Origin of the sequence: Facklamia sp. P13064 (assembly GCF_050409425.1) — a bacterium.
Lineage (GTDB): Bacteria > Bacillota > Bacilli > Lactobacillales > Aerococcaceae > Facklamia.
Map to the genome: position 1 here is coordinate 109,267 of NZ_JBNUPM010000003.1, position 13,839 is coordinate 123,105.

Genomic DNA, 13,839 nt, shown 5'->3' on the forward strand with positions numbered 1-13,839 from the left:
TCATTCAAATTGAATGAGAGAGTTTTTTTGTTAGGCAACCATTAGCCTTTATAATGAAGAAAAGAATGTCTATAATTAAATGAGATGGAAAGGAGTGGGAGTTTGCCACGTTATGTAGCTAAAGTTCAATATGATGGAAGTCACTATCACGGTTATCAAATTCAAAAAAATGGTATATCTATTCAAGAGAAAATTGAAAATGCCTTGCTTCTTATTGCTAAAAAAAGCCCAGAAAACCCTATTAAAATTATAGGTTCCGGTCGAACAGATGCAGGGGTTCATGCCATGGGGCAAGTGATCCATTTTGATTTTCCTGCTTCGATTCCGGCTATCAATCTTTTGCGTGCTTTGAATTCTATTCTTGAAAAAGACATTCGTATTATTCAATGTAACCAGACGAAGATAGATTTTCATGCCCGCTACCATGCTATTGGAAAGTCCTATCGCTATCGCGTGGATACTCAAGCTTTCCCAGATCCTTTTAAACGAAATTTTACCACTCACCATGGTTATCCTTTTGAAATTGAGCGCATTCAAGAAGGTTTAGCTTATCTACAAGGAGAACACGATTTCACAAGTTTTTGCTCTACTAAAACAGATAAAGAGAATAAAGTGAGAAACTTATATGAAGTAAAGGCTAATCTAGATATTCCTAATCAAGAGTTAGTTTTTGATTTTAAAGGGAACGGATTTTTATACAATATGATCCGTATTATTGTGGGAACTTCCCTTCAAATAGGTGACGGCCTTAAAGAACCTATCGAGATGCAACGACTTCTAGATATAAAAGATCGCAACCAGGCAGGTCCTACAGCGCCTCCACAAGGTTTATATTTAATGCATGTAGAATATGAGGAGGATCCTTTTGAGTAAGATAAAAAAAACAAGTGACTGGCAGGTTCGTCGAGTAGAATTAAAAGATATCGATAAGTTGCAAGCCATTTATGATCAAGCACGTCGATTTCAATTGGCTACTGGTAATCTCAATCAATGGATTGATGGCTATCCTGGCAGAGAGGTCATTCTAAATGATTATCGTTCAGCACATTCTTATATAGTAGAAGATAGGCTCGATCATGAAATTTTAGCAGTGATGGCTTTGCTAGCAGGTGAAGACCCTACTTATAAAAACATTCAGGGACAGTGGCTGAATGATGAAGAGTATGTGACTATTCATCGACTAGCATCTTTACCATCAGCAAAAGGTAGTGGGCAAGCATTATTAGACTGGACCTTGGAACATTATTCGAATATCAGAATTGACACACATGAGGAAAATCAACCAATGAAACATATTTTAGCAAAGCTAGGATTTCAGTTTTGTGGCATTATTTTTTTAGAAAATGGCGATCCTAGAGATGCTTACCAATATTACAGAAAGAAGGAGAATCCATGTTAAAAGACTTTGATTTTGAAAAAATTGACCAACGCTTTGATAACTATAAAAGATCAGAGTTGGGTGAAAGGCTCGATCAATTACAACGAACAGTTAAAGGACTTGAAATTCCAGTTTTAATTTTAATTGATGGCTGGGAATCGGCAGGTAAAGGCTATGTGATCAACGATTTAACGCGTGAACTCGATCCACGTTATGTGAGAGTAGAAGTCTTTGACAAGGCCAATCAAATGGAAAAAGCGCATCCTTCTGTTTGGCGTTTTTGGCAAAAAATTCCCTCTAATCAAGAAATAGTTGTCTATGATCGTTCCTTTTACTATCAAGTCTTTAATCATGATCAAAAAAATGATGAAAAACTAGAGCAGCGTGTTCGTGAATTAACAGAACTAGATAGTACTTTGATAAATAACGGTATGATTGTTATTAAGTTTTTCATAAATATAACGGAAAAAACACAAAAAAAACGCATCAAGAAACTTGAAGAGACAGTTGAAGGAAAGCATTTGTTATCTGAGGTAGACTATGAACAAAATAAAAACTACCAAGACCACCAAGACTGGTTTGAAAAGATTCTTACCCAAACTAATAATAAACGATCACCTTGGCATATCGTTGCAGCTGAGGACAAAAAGTATGCTTCTAAAATGGTCTTAGGGACGGTAATTGATGAAATTCATCGTGGTATAGAACGGATCGTTCAGTGCCGGACTAGGGATGAAGCGATTAAAAGAGATCGTGATCAGGTTTACGATGTTCTTGACCAATTTGACTTAAGTAAGAGTCTTTCAAAAGATGATTACCACAAGGAGTTAGCTGACTTACAAGAGCAAGCGGCTAAATTGGTTTACCAATGCTATGATCAGAAAATCCCCATTGTTTTAGCCTTTGAAGGAATGGATGCAGCTGGTAAAGGTGGGGCAATTAAGCGGTTGACCCGGCACATTGATCCTCGTTCTTATAAAATATTTGGAATTAACGCACCAGACCCTATAGAAGAAAAATTTCATTATTTATGGCGTTTTCAAAAAGAAATGCCCGAAGATGGTCAGATGGTTATTTTTGATCGTTCTTGGTATGGGCGGGTCTTAGTTGAGAGGGTAGAAAATTTCACCCCTGAAAGAGATTGGGAACGCGCTTATGAAGAAATTAATCAAATGGAAAGAACCTTGGCCGACCACGGCACGGCTGTCATGAAGTTTTTCTTATATATTGATAGTCAAGAGCAATATGAAAGATTTGAAGATCGGATAGAAGATCCAGCCAAAAACTATAAAATAACAGCTGAAGATTGGCGCAATCGTGAGAAAATGCCACAATATTTAGAGGCTATGAATGAAATGTTGGTTCGCACAGATACCGAATATGCTCCTTGGTATATCGTAGCCAGCAATGATAAACGCTATGCCCGTATTCAAGTCTTGAAACACTTCATTGAGCACTTAGAAAAAATAATAGCTAAATAAAAGCAACTCTGAATGATACCTACCCTTTGACTGTTTATCCAGCAAAAGTGGTAGGTATCATCTATGAGTTGCTTTCGTTTTATTTTAAGTGTTTACGAAGCATATCGTGCTTAGCAACAGGTTGACTGACTTTCATAGTAACAATTTGCATAGCGTGAGGAGCCACTTCGATTTCAGCTCCTGTGTCATCCCACATTTGATCTAATGTTTCTTGATGACGGCGCATGCCAGGACCATAAAATTCAATGGTTTCACCAACTTTAAAGTTATTGCGTTGTTGAATAGTAGCGATGGTTGTATCAGGGTCATAATCTAAAACTTCCCCTATAAAGGAATACTCTGGTCGACGTCGACGCTTGCCAAACAATTGCTCTTTTTCACTTGGTGCGTCGTAATAAAAGCCAGTTGAAAGCTCACGTTGAGCAATTTTCCATAATTCATCAGACCATTCTTTTTTTACTTCATAATTTTTAGGATCAGCAAAGAAGCTATCAATAGCCTTACGATAAACGTTAACAACGGTTGAGATATAATGGATGGATTTCATACGGCCTTCAATTTTCAGCGAATCAATCCCTGCCTCAATGATTTCAGGGATATGGTCTAACATCCCCATATCAACAGCTGACATCGAGAAAGGTTCTTTAATACCCGGTTCACCTGCCCCCACCATTACTTTTTGGTCCAACTCAGGCAGTTCGAATAAGCCATAGTGCCAACGACAAGATTGACAACAGCCGCCTCGATTAGCGTCACGATTAGCCATATGGTTGGAGAGAGTACAACGACCGGAATAAGATATACACATAGCACCATGAATAAAAGCTTCGATTTCTACATCCGTATTAGCACGGATTTCTTTAATTTCTGCCATAGAGACCTCACGTCCTAAAACGCAACGTGTCAGTCCGGCTTCCTGCCAAAAGTTCAAGGTTTCATAATTGACAGCTGATTGCTGGGTGGAAAGGTGAATGTCTAGTCCCGGAGCTTCACTGGCACATATTTGCATAAGAGTTGGATCAGACACAATGACCGCATCAATGCCAATATCCCTTACTTGCCGGAAAAAATCACCAGCACCTATCTCATCATTTTCATGAGTAACCATATTAGCAGCGACATATACCTTCGCATCTCTTGCATGGGCAAAAGCGACTCCCTCAGCCATATCCTCAAAAGAAAAATTACCGGCTCTTTTACGAAGTCCGTAATCATTACCGCCAATATATACTGCATCTGCTCCATAGTGAATCGCAGTTTTTAGTTTTTCGAGCGTTCCTGCGGGTGCTAATAATTCTGGTTTTTTAAAAGTTAAGTTTTCCATAAGCGCCTCCTATTGTACCTGGTCTGCTTCATATAAGAAGAAACCTGTACCCAATTCCCGATTTTTAGTGTGATATTGTTCAATCGCTACACGATGTAGTTTTAGTCCTTCTAAAGTCACTTGGTCTTGTTCAATTAATTCCTTCACACGTATAAAATGTCTTGCGACTTGTTTGAACGCTTCTTCGGGTGTAAATAATCCATCTAAATACCAATGCGTTTGTTGAACATTTGCTAAATCGGGTAAATATTCAATTAAATTTAAATCTTTATTGGCAAAGATATGTGTACCGTGTTGATCGGTGTAGATCGAATAATGGCTATCCTTTTTATTAGGCTCAGACAAGAAAAGATCACGATCGGTTAACTCCTCAACATCCTTATGAATATAGTTAAAGTAATTATTCAATAAGCGTCTTCGACTTTGATGAATACAAGTAGAGCCATAGACTTGATAAACAAGAGGAATTTGACTTTCAGCTAACATATCCTTTAATTCAACAAATGGCACTTCACTTGCGACAAAGGCTCTCTTTGCGCCATATTTGGCCCAAAAATTTACTTGACCGGATGAGGTCATTAAAACAGAAGCATTATAAATATATGGTAAGTAGAGGTCTTCATCTTTAAGAATTTGAATTAAGCCAGTATCGCCAACCATAATTTGGTCTGCACCGATTTCTTTGATCTTCTTTAGAAAAGATCGTGCTTGCTTAATTTGTTCATTATGCAAAATAGCATTCATGGCAATGATGACTTCTTTTTTGTATTGGTGGGCGTAATCGATAACCTCTTTCATTTCGTCAAACGAGAAATAAGCCGGCAAGCGCAAACCAAATACTTCCTCACCAATAACAACTTGATCGATCCCAAGATCGATTAGTTTTTTGGCTTGTCCTATCGATTCAGCTGTTGCAATCAACTTGATCATTAGAACCCTTCTTTCTAATCGTTATTTTATTCATCTATCAATTATATACGAGTAAACAGAGATAATAAACAGCATTTTAATACACAGTAACTTTTTCACAAACTAAATAATATTGGAAACGGAATCAAAATTCATGTTATAATATCAGTGTCGCTAATTATTTATTTCCTATTTGAAATAGGAAAAGAAGGGTGGTGAACGAATGGCAAATTTAATTGAGACAGTTAACGAATTAGAGGCATTAAGTGCTGAAAAAGTTGCTGATTATCAAAAAAAATTGCAAGAAATGCAAGAAAACTTTGAAGATCAAAAACTCACATTTAAAAGGCAGGTTGATTCGGAATTCGCTCAATTTAAACAAACGACTAAAGAAAAATATAATCATCAATTTCTTGAGGTTGAAAATGACTTAAGAAATGAAAATCAATTGTCGGTTGTTCAAATTGAATCCGATATTGCTAACCGCCGTGAGGATTTGACGCAAAAAATTGCTGAAAAGGTGGTGAAAGAAATATGGCAATAGCTAAAATGGCTAAGGTTTTAGCAATTGTTGAGAAAGAAAATCGTGACGACTTGATGCAGGCATTTCAAAAAATGCAAAACATTCAAGTGAAGACAATTAACTCTGAATTGTTGGACCAAGAGCCAAAAATGGAATCAAAACAACTGACAGAATATCTCGATCAGTTAGAAAATGTCCGATCAGCAAAAAAATATTTAGAAAGTTATCTAACAGCTGAATCCTTTAAAGACAAGTATCTAACGCCATTACCAGAAATGAGTATGGCTGAAATTGAAGAAAGTCAAATGGATGAGCAAGCCAAGAAGATTACTGATAAAGTATGGGAAAAGAAAAAGATGCTAGAAGAAATTGATTCCCAAATTCAAATTTGCGAGAATGAAGCCGATTTTTATCATAAGTGGCGCAATCTAAAAGCACTTCCAGATTACGCTAAAGATTATCGCTATACACGCTTGTTATTAGGGACAATTCCTCAAACAGCGGATAATGAATATTACAATGCTTTGAAAGAAGAAGACCGAATTGCACTGGAAGAGGTCTATCAGTCTAAAGAAGAAATTGGCCTGGCAGTTGCTTTTGATAAGGATGATGCCTTCGAAGTGAATCAATTTCTTAATCAAAACCGCTTCCAGATCTTAGATTATCGCTTCAAAGACCTTCCGGTTAAACTGCTAGAAGAATCCCATATAGAAGCGGAAAACTTAAGAAACAAAGCCAGAGATCTAAGAAAAGAATTGGGAAGTTTCAGACAAGAATATAACCAATTAAAAATCGCTGAAGAAGTTTTTTATGCCAAAGTAGAAAGACAAAAAGCAACAGAATTAGGATTAAACAAAGGGGAGTTGTTCGCTCTAGAAGGTTGGATTGAAGAGCAACAAGCTCAAGCAAGCTTAGAAGAAGTTATAAAAGCGCTAAATGGAGAAGTTTATTTAGACTATGTGACACCAACTGAAGAAGAAAGCGAAGAAGTACCCATTCAATTAAAAAATCACCCTTTGGTTGAACCTTTTGAAACAGTTACTTCAATGTATGGTCTACCTGGATATAAGGGGTTTGACCCGACATCCTCTTTAACGCCTTATTATTGGACATTCTTTGGAATGATGATTGCCGATTTAGGTTATGGAATTTTACTCTGGTTAGGAACCTTTATCCCATTAAAATTCTTTACGATCGATAAAGGGATGAAAAAAAACATACGTTTCTTCCATCTCTTATCATATGCTGTTTTGCTATGGGGCTTAATTTACGGGTCGTTTTTTGGTGAATCCTTGCCTTTCAAGTTGCTATCACCTACTGAAGACGTCATTCAGGTATTGGCCTTGTCGATTGGTTTAGGATTTATCCAAATCATTCATGGACTCATCCTAAACACACTCCTAAATTGGGAAAGTAATCGATTAGATGCAATTAAGGATGGACTATCATGGATTATCATGCTATTTGGCTTTTTAATTGCAGTCCTTGGACCAATGTTATTAAACATTGAAAGTCTACAACAATTAGGCCTATATTTAGCTGGGTTTGCAGCCATAACAATTTTGGTAGTAGCTATTATTAAAAGTAAAAATAAATTTGCCGGTTTCGGAGCCGGTTTATACGATTTGTATGGCATCTCTTCTTATTTAGGAGATTTAGTATCGTATAGTCGACTAATGGCCCTTGGTATAGCTGGAGGATCAATTGCCTTAGCCTTTAATATTTTGGTGGCATATTTACCTCCTGCAGCAAGATTTTCAGTGGGTATTCTATTAATCATTGCTTTACAGTTATTTAACTTTGGCTTAACGGTCTTAAGTGCTTATGTTCACTCTGCACGTTTAATCTTCGTTGAGTTCTTCGGTAAATTCTATGAAGCTGGGGGTCAAGCCTTTGCCCCATTAAAATACTTAGGCAAATACATTAATATTAAATAAATTTACTAGGAGGTAATATAATGGAATTTTTACAAGAATATGGTGGTTATTTATTCGCCGTTTTAGGGATAGCAGTGGCAGTTATTTTCTCAGGTTTTGGTTCAGCTAATGGGGTTGGTACTGCAGGTACATCCGCTGCAGCTTTAACTAAAGATCAACCTGAAAAATTCGTTCAATCTTTAATCTTACAGTTACTACCAGGTACACAAGGCCTTTATGGATTTGCGATTGGCTTCTTAATTTTCTTACAGTTACAACAAGGCATGGAACTACAAACAGGACTTAATCTATTAATTGCTGCTATGCCTGTTGGTTTTGTAGGTTGGGTATCAGGTATTCACCAAGGTAAAGTAGCTGCAGCAGGTATGCAGATTTTGGCTAAACGTCCTGAAAAAGTTATTAATGCAATTATTTATTCAGTAATGGTTGAAACTTATGCAATTTTAGCATTCGTATTCTCATTCTTACTTGTTCAAGGATAGGAGGTCAAACTTGTGGGAAACATTGAAACTTTACAAAATAAAATCTTAGGGAAAGTTCAAGCCACAGGTGAAGCACAAGTTCAAGATCTTCAAAATGAGTTGTCCCAAGCAATGGACGATTACAAAAATCGGATTAATAAACAATTTGAGCATGATAAAGAAAACTTTATTCGTAAGCAAGAGCAACAATTTGAAATTCGTAAGCAATCATTGGCTAATGAATTGCGCAACTCACAGCTTACTCATAAGCAAAAATTATTAGAAGAAATTATCCAAGACGTTCCTGAAGAAATAAACCATTCGATAGCTAATAATTTGGGTCAAATGATTCAAGCGGCAATGCAAAAGTTGGATTCAAATCAAGCTTTTGAACTAAGAATCGGTGAAAAATCACGTCAATTTATTTCTGATGATCAAGCGAATAAATTTCATGCAGATTATAATATGATGCAATGGGGCGAAAACGTTGCGGATAAATCTGGTTTTATTCTTACCCAAAAAGGGATGAATATGAATTATTTATTTGAAGATATTATTAATGAACTGAAGCCTCAACTGCTTATTGAACTTGAAAAACAACTGAAAGCATAAGGGGGGCTTATAATGAAAGAATTAGAGTATGCTGGTTTAAATACGACCCTGCGCCTCTATGAAGCTCAACTTCTCAGTCAATCAGACTATGAAACGTTATTACAAATGGACCATTCTGATGCTGTTTTAGACTACTTAGGTAAGACGGCTTATTCTATTCCGGAGGAAGTGCGTTTAAATCGTAGTTTTGAGCCAATCATTCAACAACGTTTGGTTTATGTATATGAAGAATTACTTGAGGCATCACCTGATAGGCGTATAATCGAAATCTTCTCATTAAGATATACTTATCATAATTTGAAGCTTTTAATTAAAGAAAAATATCTGGATGAAGATTTGTCTCATTTGTACATTCCGATTGGCAGTTTTTCAAAAGAGGAACTTGCTCAAGTTGTGTCTACAAAAGGACAAAATGAAGACCTTCATCCTGTATTAGAAGAAGCTGTCTATGACGCTATCACAGCAGTAGAAGACACAGGCGATACCCATTCGATTGATGTCATTTTGGATACAGCCTATCTAAGACATATCCGATCTCATGCCGATGCAATGAAGCATGAAGAACTCAGTCGATTTGTAAAAATGAAAATTGATTTTCAAAATTTATTAACTTTTGTCCGTGCTTTTAAACAAGGTCAAAGTACATCATTTATTTTCACCTCTTTATCAAGTCAAGGGGCAGTGAGTCGTGATGATATCATTGAAAATTGGCGAGAAAAAGATTTGAACGGTTTAGTTGAAACTTATCAAACAGCTGAATACATGATTAATTTAGACCCTGTTTGGGATCAATTGAATGATGAAAAGGTCAACCCAACTGAACTAAATGCTTTAATTCAAGGCGAGTTTAGTCGGATTTTAAGATCATTCTCATTTGATGCCTTCGGGCCGATGCCAGTACTTACTTATCTATATTTCTTGGAAAATGAGAGTGACAACGTACGTCTCATCTTAATTGGGAAAGAAAATAATTTAGACAATCAACTAATTAAAGAAAGGATGCGACCTATTCATGGCATATAAAATAGCAGTAATCGGTAACCGTGACGTCGTATTAGCCTTTAAACTATTAGGATTTGAAGTCTATCCAGCAAGTAGTGGCGAGGAAGCTAGAAAAATTCTACACGATTTAAAAGAAGAAAATATTGGTGTCGTATTATTGACAGAAAATCTAGCTCATGAAATACCCGATACGATTAGTCACTTTGACACTTTACCAACCCCTGCGGTTATTCTAATTCCAACTCATAAAGGATCTCTTGGAATAGGTAAAGCCAAAGTCAATGACAACGTTGAAAAAGCAATCGGACAGAACATATTATAAAAGGAGGAAAAAAATGACAACTGGAATTATTCAAGAAATTTCAGGACCTTTAGTGAAGGCTAAAGGAATGAAAGACTCCTCAATTCGTGAAATTGTTTTGGTTGGAGAAATGCAACTTACTGGCGAAATTATTGAAATGCACCAAGACGTTGCATCCATTCAAGTATACGAAGAGACCTCGATGTTGAAACCGGGCGAAATCGTAAGACCTACAGGACATCCTCTTTCAGTTGAATTAGGACCAGGTCTATTAACCAAGATGTTTGATGGGATTCAAAGACCATTAGAAGATTTCATGCAAAAAACAGAGAGTAATTTTTTAGTAAGAGGAAGTAACATTGATGTTTTAGATCGAGACAAGGTTTGGGAATTTGAAGCCCGTAAAGCAGTGGGTGACCATGTGGTAGCTGGCGATATTATTGGGGTCGTTCAAGAAACCAAAATTATTGAGCACCGCATTATGGTTCCTGTTGGCATTGAAGGAACAATTAAATCCATCGAATCTGGCTCTTTCAAAATTGAAGATACCGTTTGTGTGGTTGAAACAGAATCAGGCGAACATGAATTAAATATGGTTCAAAAATGGCCGGTTCGTTTGGGACGCCCTTATAAAGCTAAATCAACTCCCAAAGCACCACTAAAGACAGGACAACGTGTAATTGATACATTCTTCCCAATCACTAAGGGTGGGGTAGCTGCTGTTCCTGGACCTTTCGGGGCTGGAAAAACGGTCGTTCAGCACCAAATCGCTAAGTATGCTGATGTTGACGTAGTGGTTTACGTAGGATGTGGTGAACGTGGAAATGAGATGACGGACGTTATTAACGAGTTTCCAGAATTAATTGATCCTAAAACGGGCGAGTCTATCATGCAACGTACTATTTTAATTGCTAACACTTCCAATATGCCGGTGGCGGCTCGTGAAGCTTCAATCTATACAGGTATCACTATTGCGGAATACTTCCGTGATATGGGCTATTCAGTGGCCATCATGGCGGATTCTACTTCACGTTGGGCAGAAGCATTACGTGAAATGTCAGGACGTATGGAAGAGATGCCAGGGGATGAAGGTTATCCAGCTTATTTAGGTTCACGTATTGCAGAATACTATGAGCGTGCCGGCTTGGTCCAAGTATTGGGATCAGATGAGCGCGTTGGTTCAGTTTCTGCCATTGGAGCGGTTTCACCTCCAGGTGGGGATACTTCAGAACCCGTTACCCAAAATACTTTACGTATCGTAAAAGTATTCTGGAGTTTAGATTCTAAACTTTCACAACAACGTCACTTCCCAGCTATTAACTGGCTAGATTCTTATTCTCAATATTCAACCGATGTTCAAGCACATAATGATGAACACATTGACCCAAGTTGGGGTGAGAAAGTACGTCATTGCTTATCACTTCTTCAAGAAGAATCAAGCTTGCAAGAAATTGTTCGTTTGGTTGGTTTAGATTCACTTTCTGAAAAAGATAAATTAACGCTTGCCATCGCAGGGATGATTCGTGAAGACTTCTTACAACAAAATGCTTTTGACGATGTTGATACGACAACCTCTGAAGAAAAACAATTGAAATTATTGAATTTAATTATTGATTTTGAAATTGAGGCAAGAGAAGCAATGAAACTGGGTGCTTACTATAATGAAATTATGGAAGGTACTCAAGAAGTTCGTGAGCAAATTGCTCGAGCTAAATTTATTCCAGAAGAAGAAATTCACCGCTTGGATGAGATTGATCAGCAAATTGCTACCTACATGAAACAAGTATTAGAACAAGGAGGTGGAGCAAATGCTTAAGGAATATACAAATATTTCTGACCTATATGGTCCTTTGATGATTGTAGATGGCGTCGAAGATATAGCCTATGACGAACTAGTTGAAATTGAGCTCCACGATGGTGAAATTCGTATGGGTCAGGTGTTAGAAGCTAAAGAGGGTAAAGCCGTTGTTCAAATCTATGGTGGTACTTCTTCAATGAAGCTATCCAATATTAAAGCGCGTTTTAAAGGCAAGCCCTTAGAATTTGCTTTATCCGAAGATATTGTGGGACGCATCTTTGACGGTATGGGTAATGTGATGGATGGCGGACCGCAAATCATTCCTGAAAAGTTTGCTGATATCAATGGTCAAGCGATTAACCCAATGGCGCGTGACTATCCGGATGAATTTATTCAAACAGGTATTTCAACCATCGACCATTTGAATACACTGGTTCGTGGACAAAAACTACCCGTTTTCTCTGGTTCTGGTTTGCCGCATAAAGAGTTAGCAGCCCAAATTGCACGTCAAGCAACTGTTTTAAATTCTGATGAAAATTTTGCAGTTGTCTTTGCAGCCATGGGAATTACTTATGATGAGGCTGAATACTTTATGGATTCTTTCCGTGAAACCGGAGCAATCGATCGTTCAGTAATGTTTGTTAACCTAGCTAATGACCCAGCAATTGAGCGGTTAGCGACTCCAAAAATCGCCTTAACTGCTGCCGAATACTTGGCTTTTGAAAAAGATATGCACGTTTTAGTTATCATGACAGACATGACGAACTATTGTGAGGCCTTACGTGAAGTGTCAGCAGCCCGTCGTGAGGTACCAGGCCGTCGTGGCTATCCAGGTTACTTATATACCAACCTATCTACACTCTATGAACGCGCAGGACGTTTAGTAGGATCTAAGGGATCGGTTACTCAAATCCCAATTCTTACCATGCCTGAAGATGATATTACTCATCCAATCCCTGACTTAACCGGTTATATTACTGAAGGACAGATCATCTTAGACCGTTCATTAGATAACCAAGGTATTAAGCCGCCTATTAATGTACTTCCTTCCTTATCGCGTTTGAAGGATAAGGGAACCGGTGAAGGAAAAACACGTGAAGATCATGCACCGACAATGAACCAGCTATTTGCAGCTTATGCCAAAGGTAAAGAAGCAAAAGAATTAGCGATTGTATTGGGTGAGTCAGCCCTTTCAGATATCGATAAACAGTATGTTAAATTTACTGATGAATTCGAGAAACGCTATGTTAACCAAGGCTTTGATAAGAACCGTGACATCTTTGAGTCGCTTGATATTGCCTGGGACTTATTAAAGATTTTACCGAAGAGCGAATTGAAACGGATCAAGGATCCAATGATCGAGCAATACTTACCGAAAGGAGAGTAATGCACTATGGCAAACGTATTAGGGGTAAAGCCCACCCGGATGGAGCTGTCAGCTTTAAAGAGTACGCACGCACTGGCTAGTCGCGGGCATAAGTTACTTAAAGATAAGCAAGATGAATTGATGCGCCATTTTATTGATTTGATTCGTAAAAACAATGAACTAAGAGATCAAGTGGAAGCAGAACTTTCAAATGCCTTACAATCATTTGTATTAGCGAAGTCTTTAATGAGCGATCATTTTATTGAAGAGATAGCGGCCATTTCAGGTGAAAACATTGATCTTTCAATTGACCTTAAAAATATTATGAGTGTCAATGTTCCTAAAATGGATTTTAATTTAGATGATGATATTGATGATGAGCCTTTACGCTATGGTTATTTGAATTCCAATGCGGAATTAGATGAAGCTTTAGAAGGTTTAAGGTCCATTTTGCCCAAGTTATTAGATTTAGTCGAAATTGAAAAGACTTGTCAGCTTTTAGCCGATGAAATCGAAAAAACAAGAAGACGTGTTAACGCTCTTGAATATCGAATGATTCCGGATACCGAAGAGACAATCAACTATATTTCAATGAAGTTAGAAGAAAATGAGCGAGCAAGTATCACTCGTATGATGAAGGTTAAAGATCTATAATTAGTAGAAAGATTAATAAATTAGTCTTATGAAAAAATGGCTCTTTGTCAAATAGGGTTGATGAGTAGGTGAGGTAACCGACTGGTTACTTCA

14 protein-coding genes are annotated in these 13,839 nt (G+C 37.4%); 12 read left to right on the forward strand and 2 right to left on the reverse strand.

What is annotated here, in order from left to right; all coding sequences use genetic code 11:
- Positions 1 to 102: 102 nt before the first annotated feature.
- From truA to ACQV2S_RS02655, 3 genes are read left to right on the forward strand one after another with little or no spacing between them, the layout of a single operon-like run.
- Positions 103 to 873: a tRNA pseudouridine(38-40) synthase TruA gene (truA, locus tag ACQV2S_RS02645; RefSeq protein WP_428875093.1), complete on the forward strand. Its 771-nt coding sequence runs from the start codon at positions 103 to 105 to the stop codon at positions 871 to 873.
- On the forward strand, positions 866 to 1,399 hold the full coding sequence (locus tag ACQV2S_RS02650; RefSeq protein WP_428875094.1) for a GNAT family N-acetyltransferase: 534 nt from the start codon (positions 866 to 868) through the stop codon (positions 1,397 to 1,399). Before truA ends, ACQV2S_RS02650 begins: the two co-directional genes overlap by 8 nt.
- Positions 1,393 to 2,859 (forward strand): phosphate:AMP phosphotransferase, encoded by a 1,467-nt coding sequence (locus tag ACQV2S_RS02655; RefSeq protein ID WP_428884971.1) that lies wholly within the window; start codon positions 1,393 to 1,395, stop codon positions 2,857 to 2,859. Before ACQV2S_RS02650 ends, ACQV2S_RS02655 begins: the two co-directional genes overlap by 7 nt.
- A gap of 79 nt (positions 2,860 to 2,938) precedes the next feature.
- Here ACQV2S_RS02655 and ACQV2S_RS02660 read toward each other — a convergent pair whose 3' ends face one another.
- Together ACQV2S_RS02660 and ACQV2S_RS02665 are read right to left on the reverse strand one after the other, a co-directional pair.
- Positions 2,939 to 4,183, reverse strand: a complete 1,245-nt coding sequence (locus ACQV2S_RS02660) for a peptidase U32 family protein (RefSeq protein WP_428873280.1) — start codon at positions 4,181 to 4,183, stop codon at positions 2,939 to 2,941.
- 9 nt (positions 4,184 to 4,192) lie between these two features.
- The gene (locus ACQV2S_RS02665; protein ID WP_428884972.1) at positions 4,193 to 5,113 is read right to left on the reverse strand and encodes a peptidase U32 family protein; all 921 of its coding nucleotides are present in this window, start codon (positions 5,111 to 5,113) and stop codon (positions 4,193 to 4,195) included.
- A 202-nt stretch (positions 5,114 to 5,315) separates the two neighbouring features.
- On the opposite strand from ACQV2S_RS02665, the gene ACQV2S_RS02670 reads away from it, so the two are divergent.
- The 9 genes from ACQV2S_RS02670 to ACQV2S_RS02710 are packed head-to-tail and all read left to right on the forward strand — an operon-like array spanning position 5,316 to position 13,746.
- Positions 5,316 to 5,636, forward strand: coding sequence for a hypothetical protein (locus tag ACQV2S_RS02670; protein WP_428873282.1), 321 nt, complete (start codon positions 5,316 to 5,318; stop codon positions 5,634 to 5,636).
- Positions 5,627 to 7,552, forward strand: a complete 1,926-nt coding sequence (locus ACQV2S_RS02675) for a V-type ATP synthase subunit I (protein ID WP_428873283.1) — start codon at positions 5,627 to 5,629, stop codon at positions 7,550 to 7,552. Before ACQV2S_RS02670 ends, ACQV2S_RS02675 begins: the two co-directional genes overlap by 10 nt.
- Before the next feature lie 17 nt (positions 7,553 to 7,569).
- On the forward strand, positions 7,570 to 8,034 hold the full coding sequence (locus ACQV2S_RS02680; protein ID WP_428873344.1) for a V-type ATP synthase subunit K: 465 nt from the start codon (positions 7,570 to 7,572) through the stop codon (positions 8,032 to 8,034).
- A 12-nt stretch (positions 8,035 to 8,046) separates the two neighbouring features.
- Positions 8,047 to 8,625 carry a hypothetical protein gene (locus ACQV2S_RS02685; protein ID WP_428873284.1) on the forward strand — a complete coding sequence of 193 codons (579 nt, stop codon included), beginning with the start codon at positions 8,047 to 8,049 and terminating at the stop codon, positions 8,623 to 8,625.
- 12 nt (positions 8,626 to 8,637) lie between these two features.
- Complete coding sequence (locus tag ACQV2S_RS02690; RefSeq protein ID WP_428873286.1) at positions 8,638 to 9,648, forward strand: V-type ATPase subunit; 1,011 nt, start codon at positions 8,638 to 8,640, stop codon at positions 9,646 to 9,648.
- Positions 9,638 to 9,949 (forward strand): V-type ATP synthase subunit F, encoded by a 312-nt coding sequence (locus tag ACQV2S_RS02695; protein WP_258436826.1) that lies wholly within the window; start codon positions 9,638 to 9,640, stop codon positions 9,947 to 9,949. Before ACQV2S_RS02690 ends, ACQV2S_RS02695 begins: the two co-directional genes overlap by 11 nt.
- Positions 9,950 to 9,962: 13 nt before the next feature.
- Positions 9,963 to 11,744 carry a V-type ATP synthase subunit A gene (locus tag ACQV2S_RS02700; RefSeq protein WP_428873287.1) on the forward strand — a complete coding sequence of 594 codons (1,782 nt, stop codon included), beginning with the start codon at positions 9,963 to 9,965 and terminating at the stop codon, positions 11,742 to 11,744.
- On the forward strand, positions 11,737 to 13,113 hold the full coding sequence (locus ACQV2S_RS02705) for a V-type ATP synthase subunit B (protein WP_428873289.1): 1,377 nt from the start codon (positions 11,737 to 11,739) through the stop codon (positions 13,111 to 13,113). The genes ACQV2S_RS02700 and ACQV2S_RS02705 overlap by 8 nt, the downstream gene beginning before the upstream one ends.
- 6 nt (positions 13,114 to 13,119) lie before the next feature.
- Positions 13,120 to 13,746, forward strand: coding sequence for a V-type ATP synthase subunit D (locus tag ACQV2S_RS02710; protein WP_428873290.1), 627 nt, complete (start codon positions 13,120 to 13,122; stop codon positions 13,744 to 13,746).
- Positions 13,747 to 13,839 lie beyond the last annotated feature (93 nt).

Bases quoted from the DNA above. Each gene is read 5' to 3' on its own strand.
- ACQV2S_RS02655 (WP_428884971.1), top strand. From the start codon at position 1,393: ATGTTAAAAGACTTTGATTTTGAAAAAATTGACCAACGCTTTGATAAC.
- ACQV2S_RS02660 (WP_428873280.1), bottom strand. From the start codon at position 4,183: ATGGAAAACTTAACTTTTAAAAAACCAGAATTATTAGCACCCGCAGGA.
- ACQV2S_RS02665 (WP_428884972.1), bottom strand. From the start codon at position 5,113: ATGATCAAGTTGATTGCAACAGCTGAATCGATAGGACAAGCCAAAAAA.
- ACQV2S_RS02670 (WP_428873282.1), top strand. From the start codon at position 5,316: ATGGCAAATTTAATTGAGACAGTTAACGAATTAGAGGCATTAAGTGCT.
- ACQV2S_RS02675 (WP_428873283.1), top strand. From the start codon at position 5,627: ATGGCAATAGCTAAAATGGCTAAGGTTTTAGCAATTGTTGAGAAAGAA.
- ACQV2S_RS02690 (WP_428873286.1), top strand. From the start codon at position 8,638: ATGAAAGAATTAGAGTATGCTGGTTTAAATACGACCCTGCGCCTCTAT.
- ACQV2S_RS02695 (WP_258436826.1), top strand. From the start codon at position 9,638: ATGGCATATAAAATAGCAGTAATCGGTAACCGTGACGTCGTATTAGCC.
- ACQV2S_RS02700 (WP_428873287.1), top strand. From the start codon at position 9,963: ATGACAACTGGAATTATTCAAGAAATTTCAGGACCTTTAGTGAAGGCT.
- ACQV2S_RS02705 (WP_428873289.1), top strand. From the start codon at position 11,737: ATGCTTAAGGAATATACAAATATTTCTGACCTATATGGTCCTTTGATG.
- ACQV2S_RS02710 (WP_428873290.1), top strand. From the start codon at position 13,120: ATGGCAAACGTATTAGGGGTAAAGCCCACCCGGATGGAGCTGTCAGCT.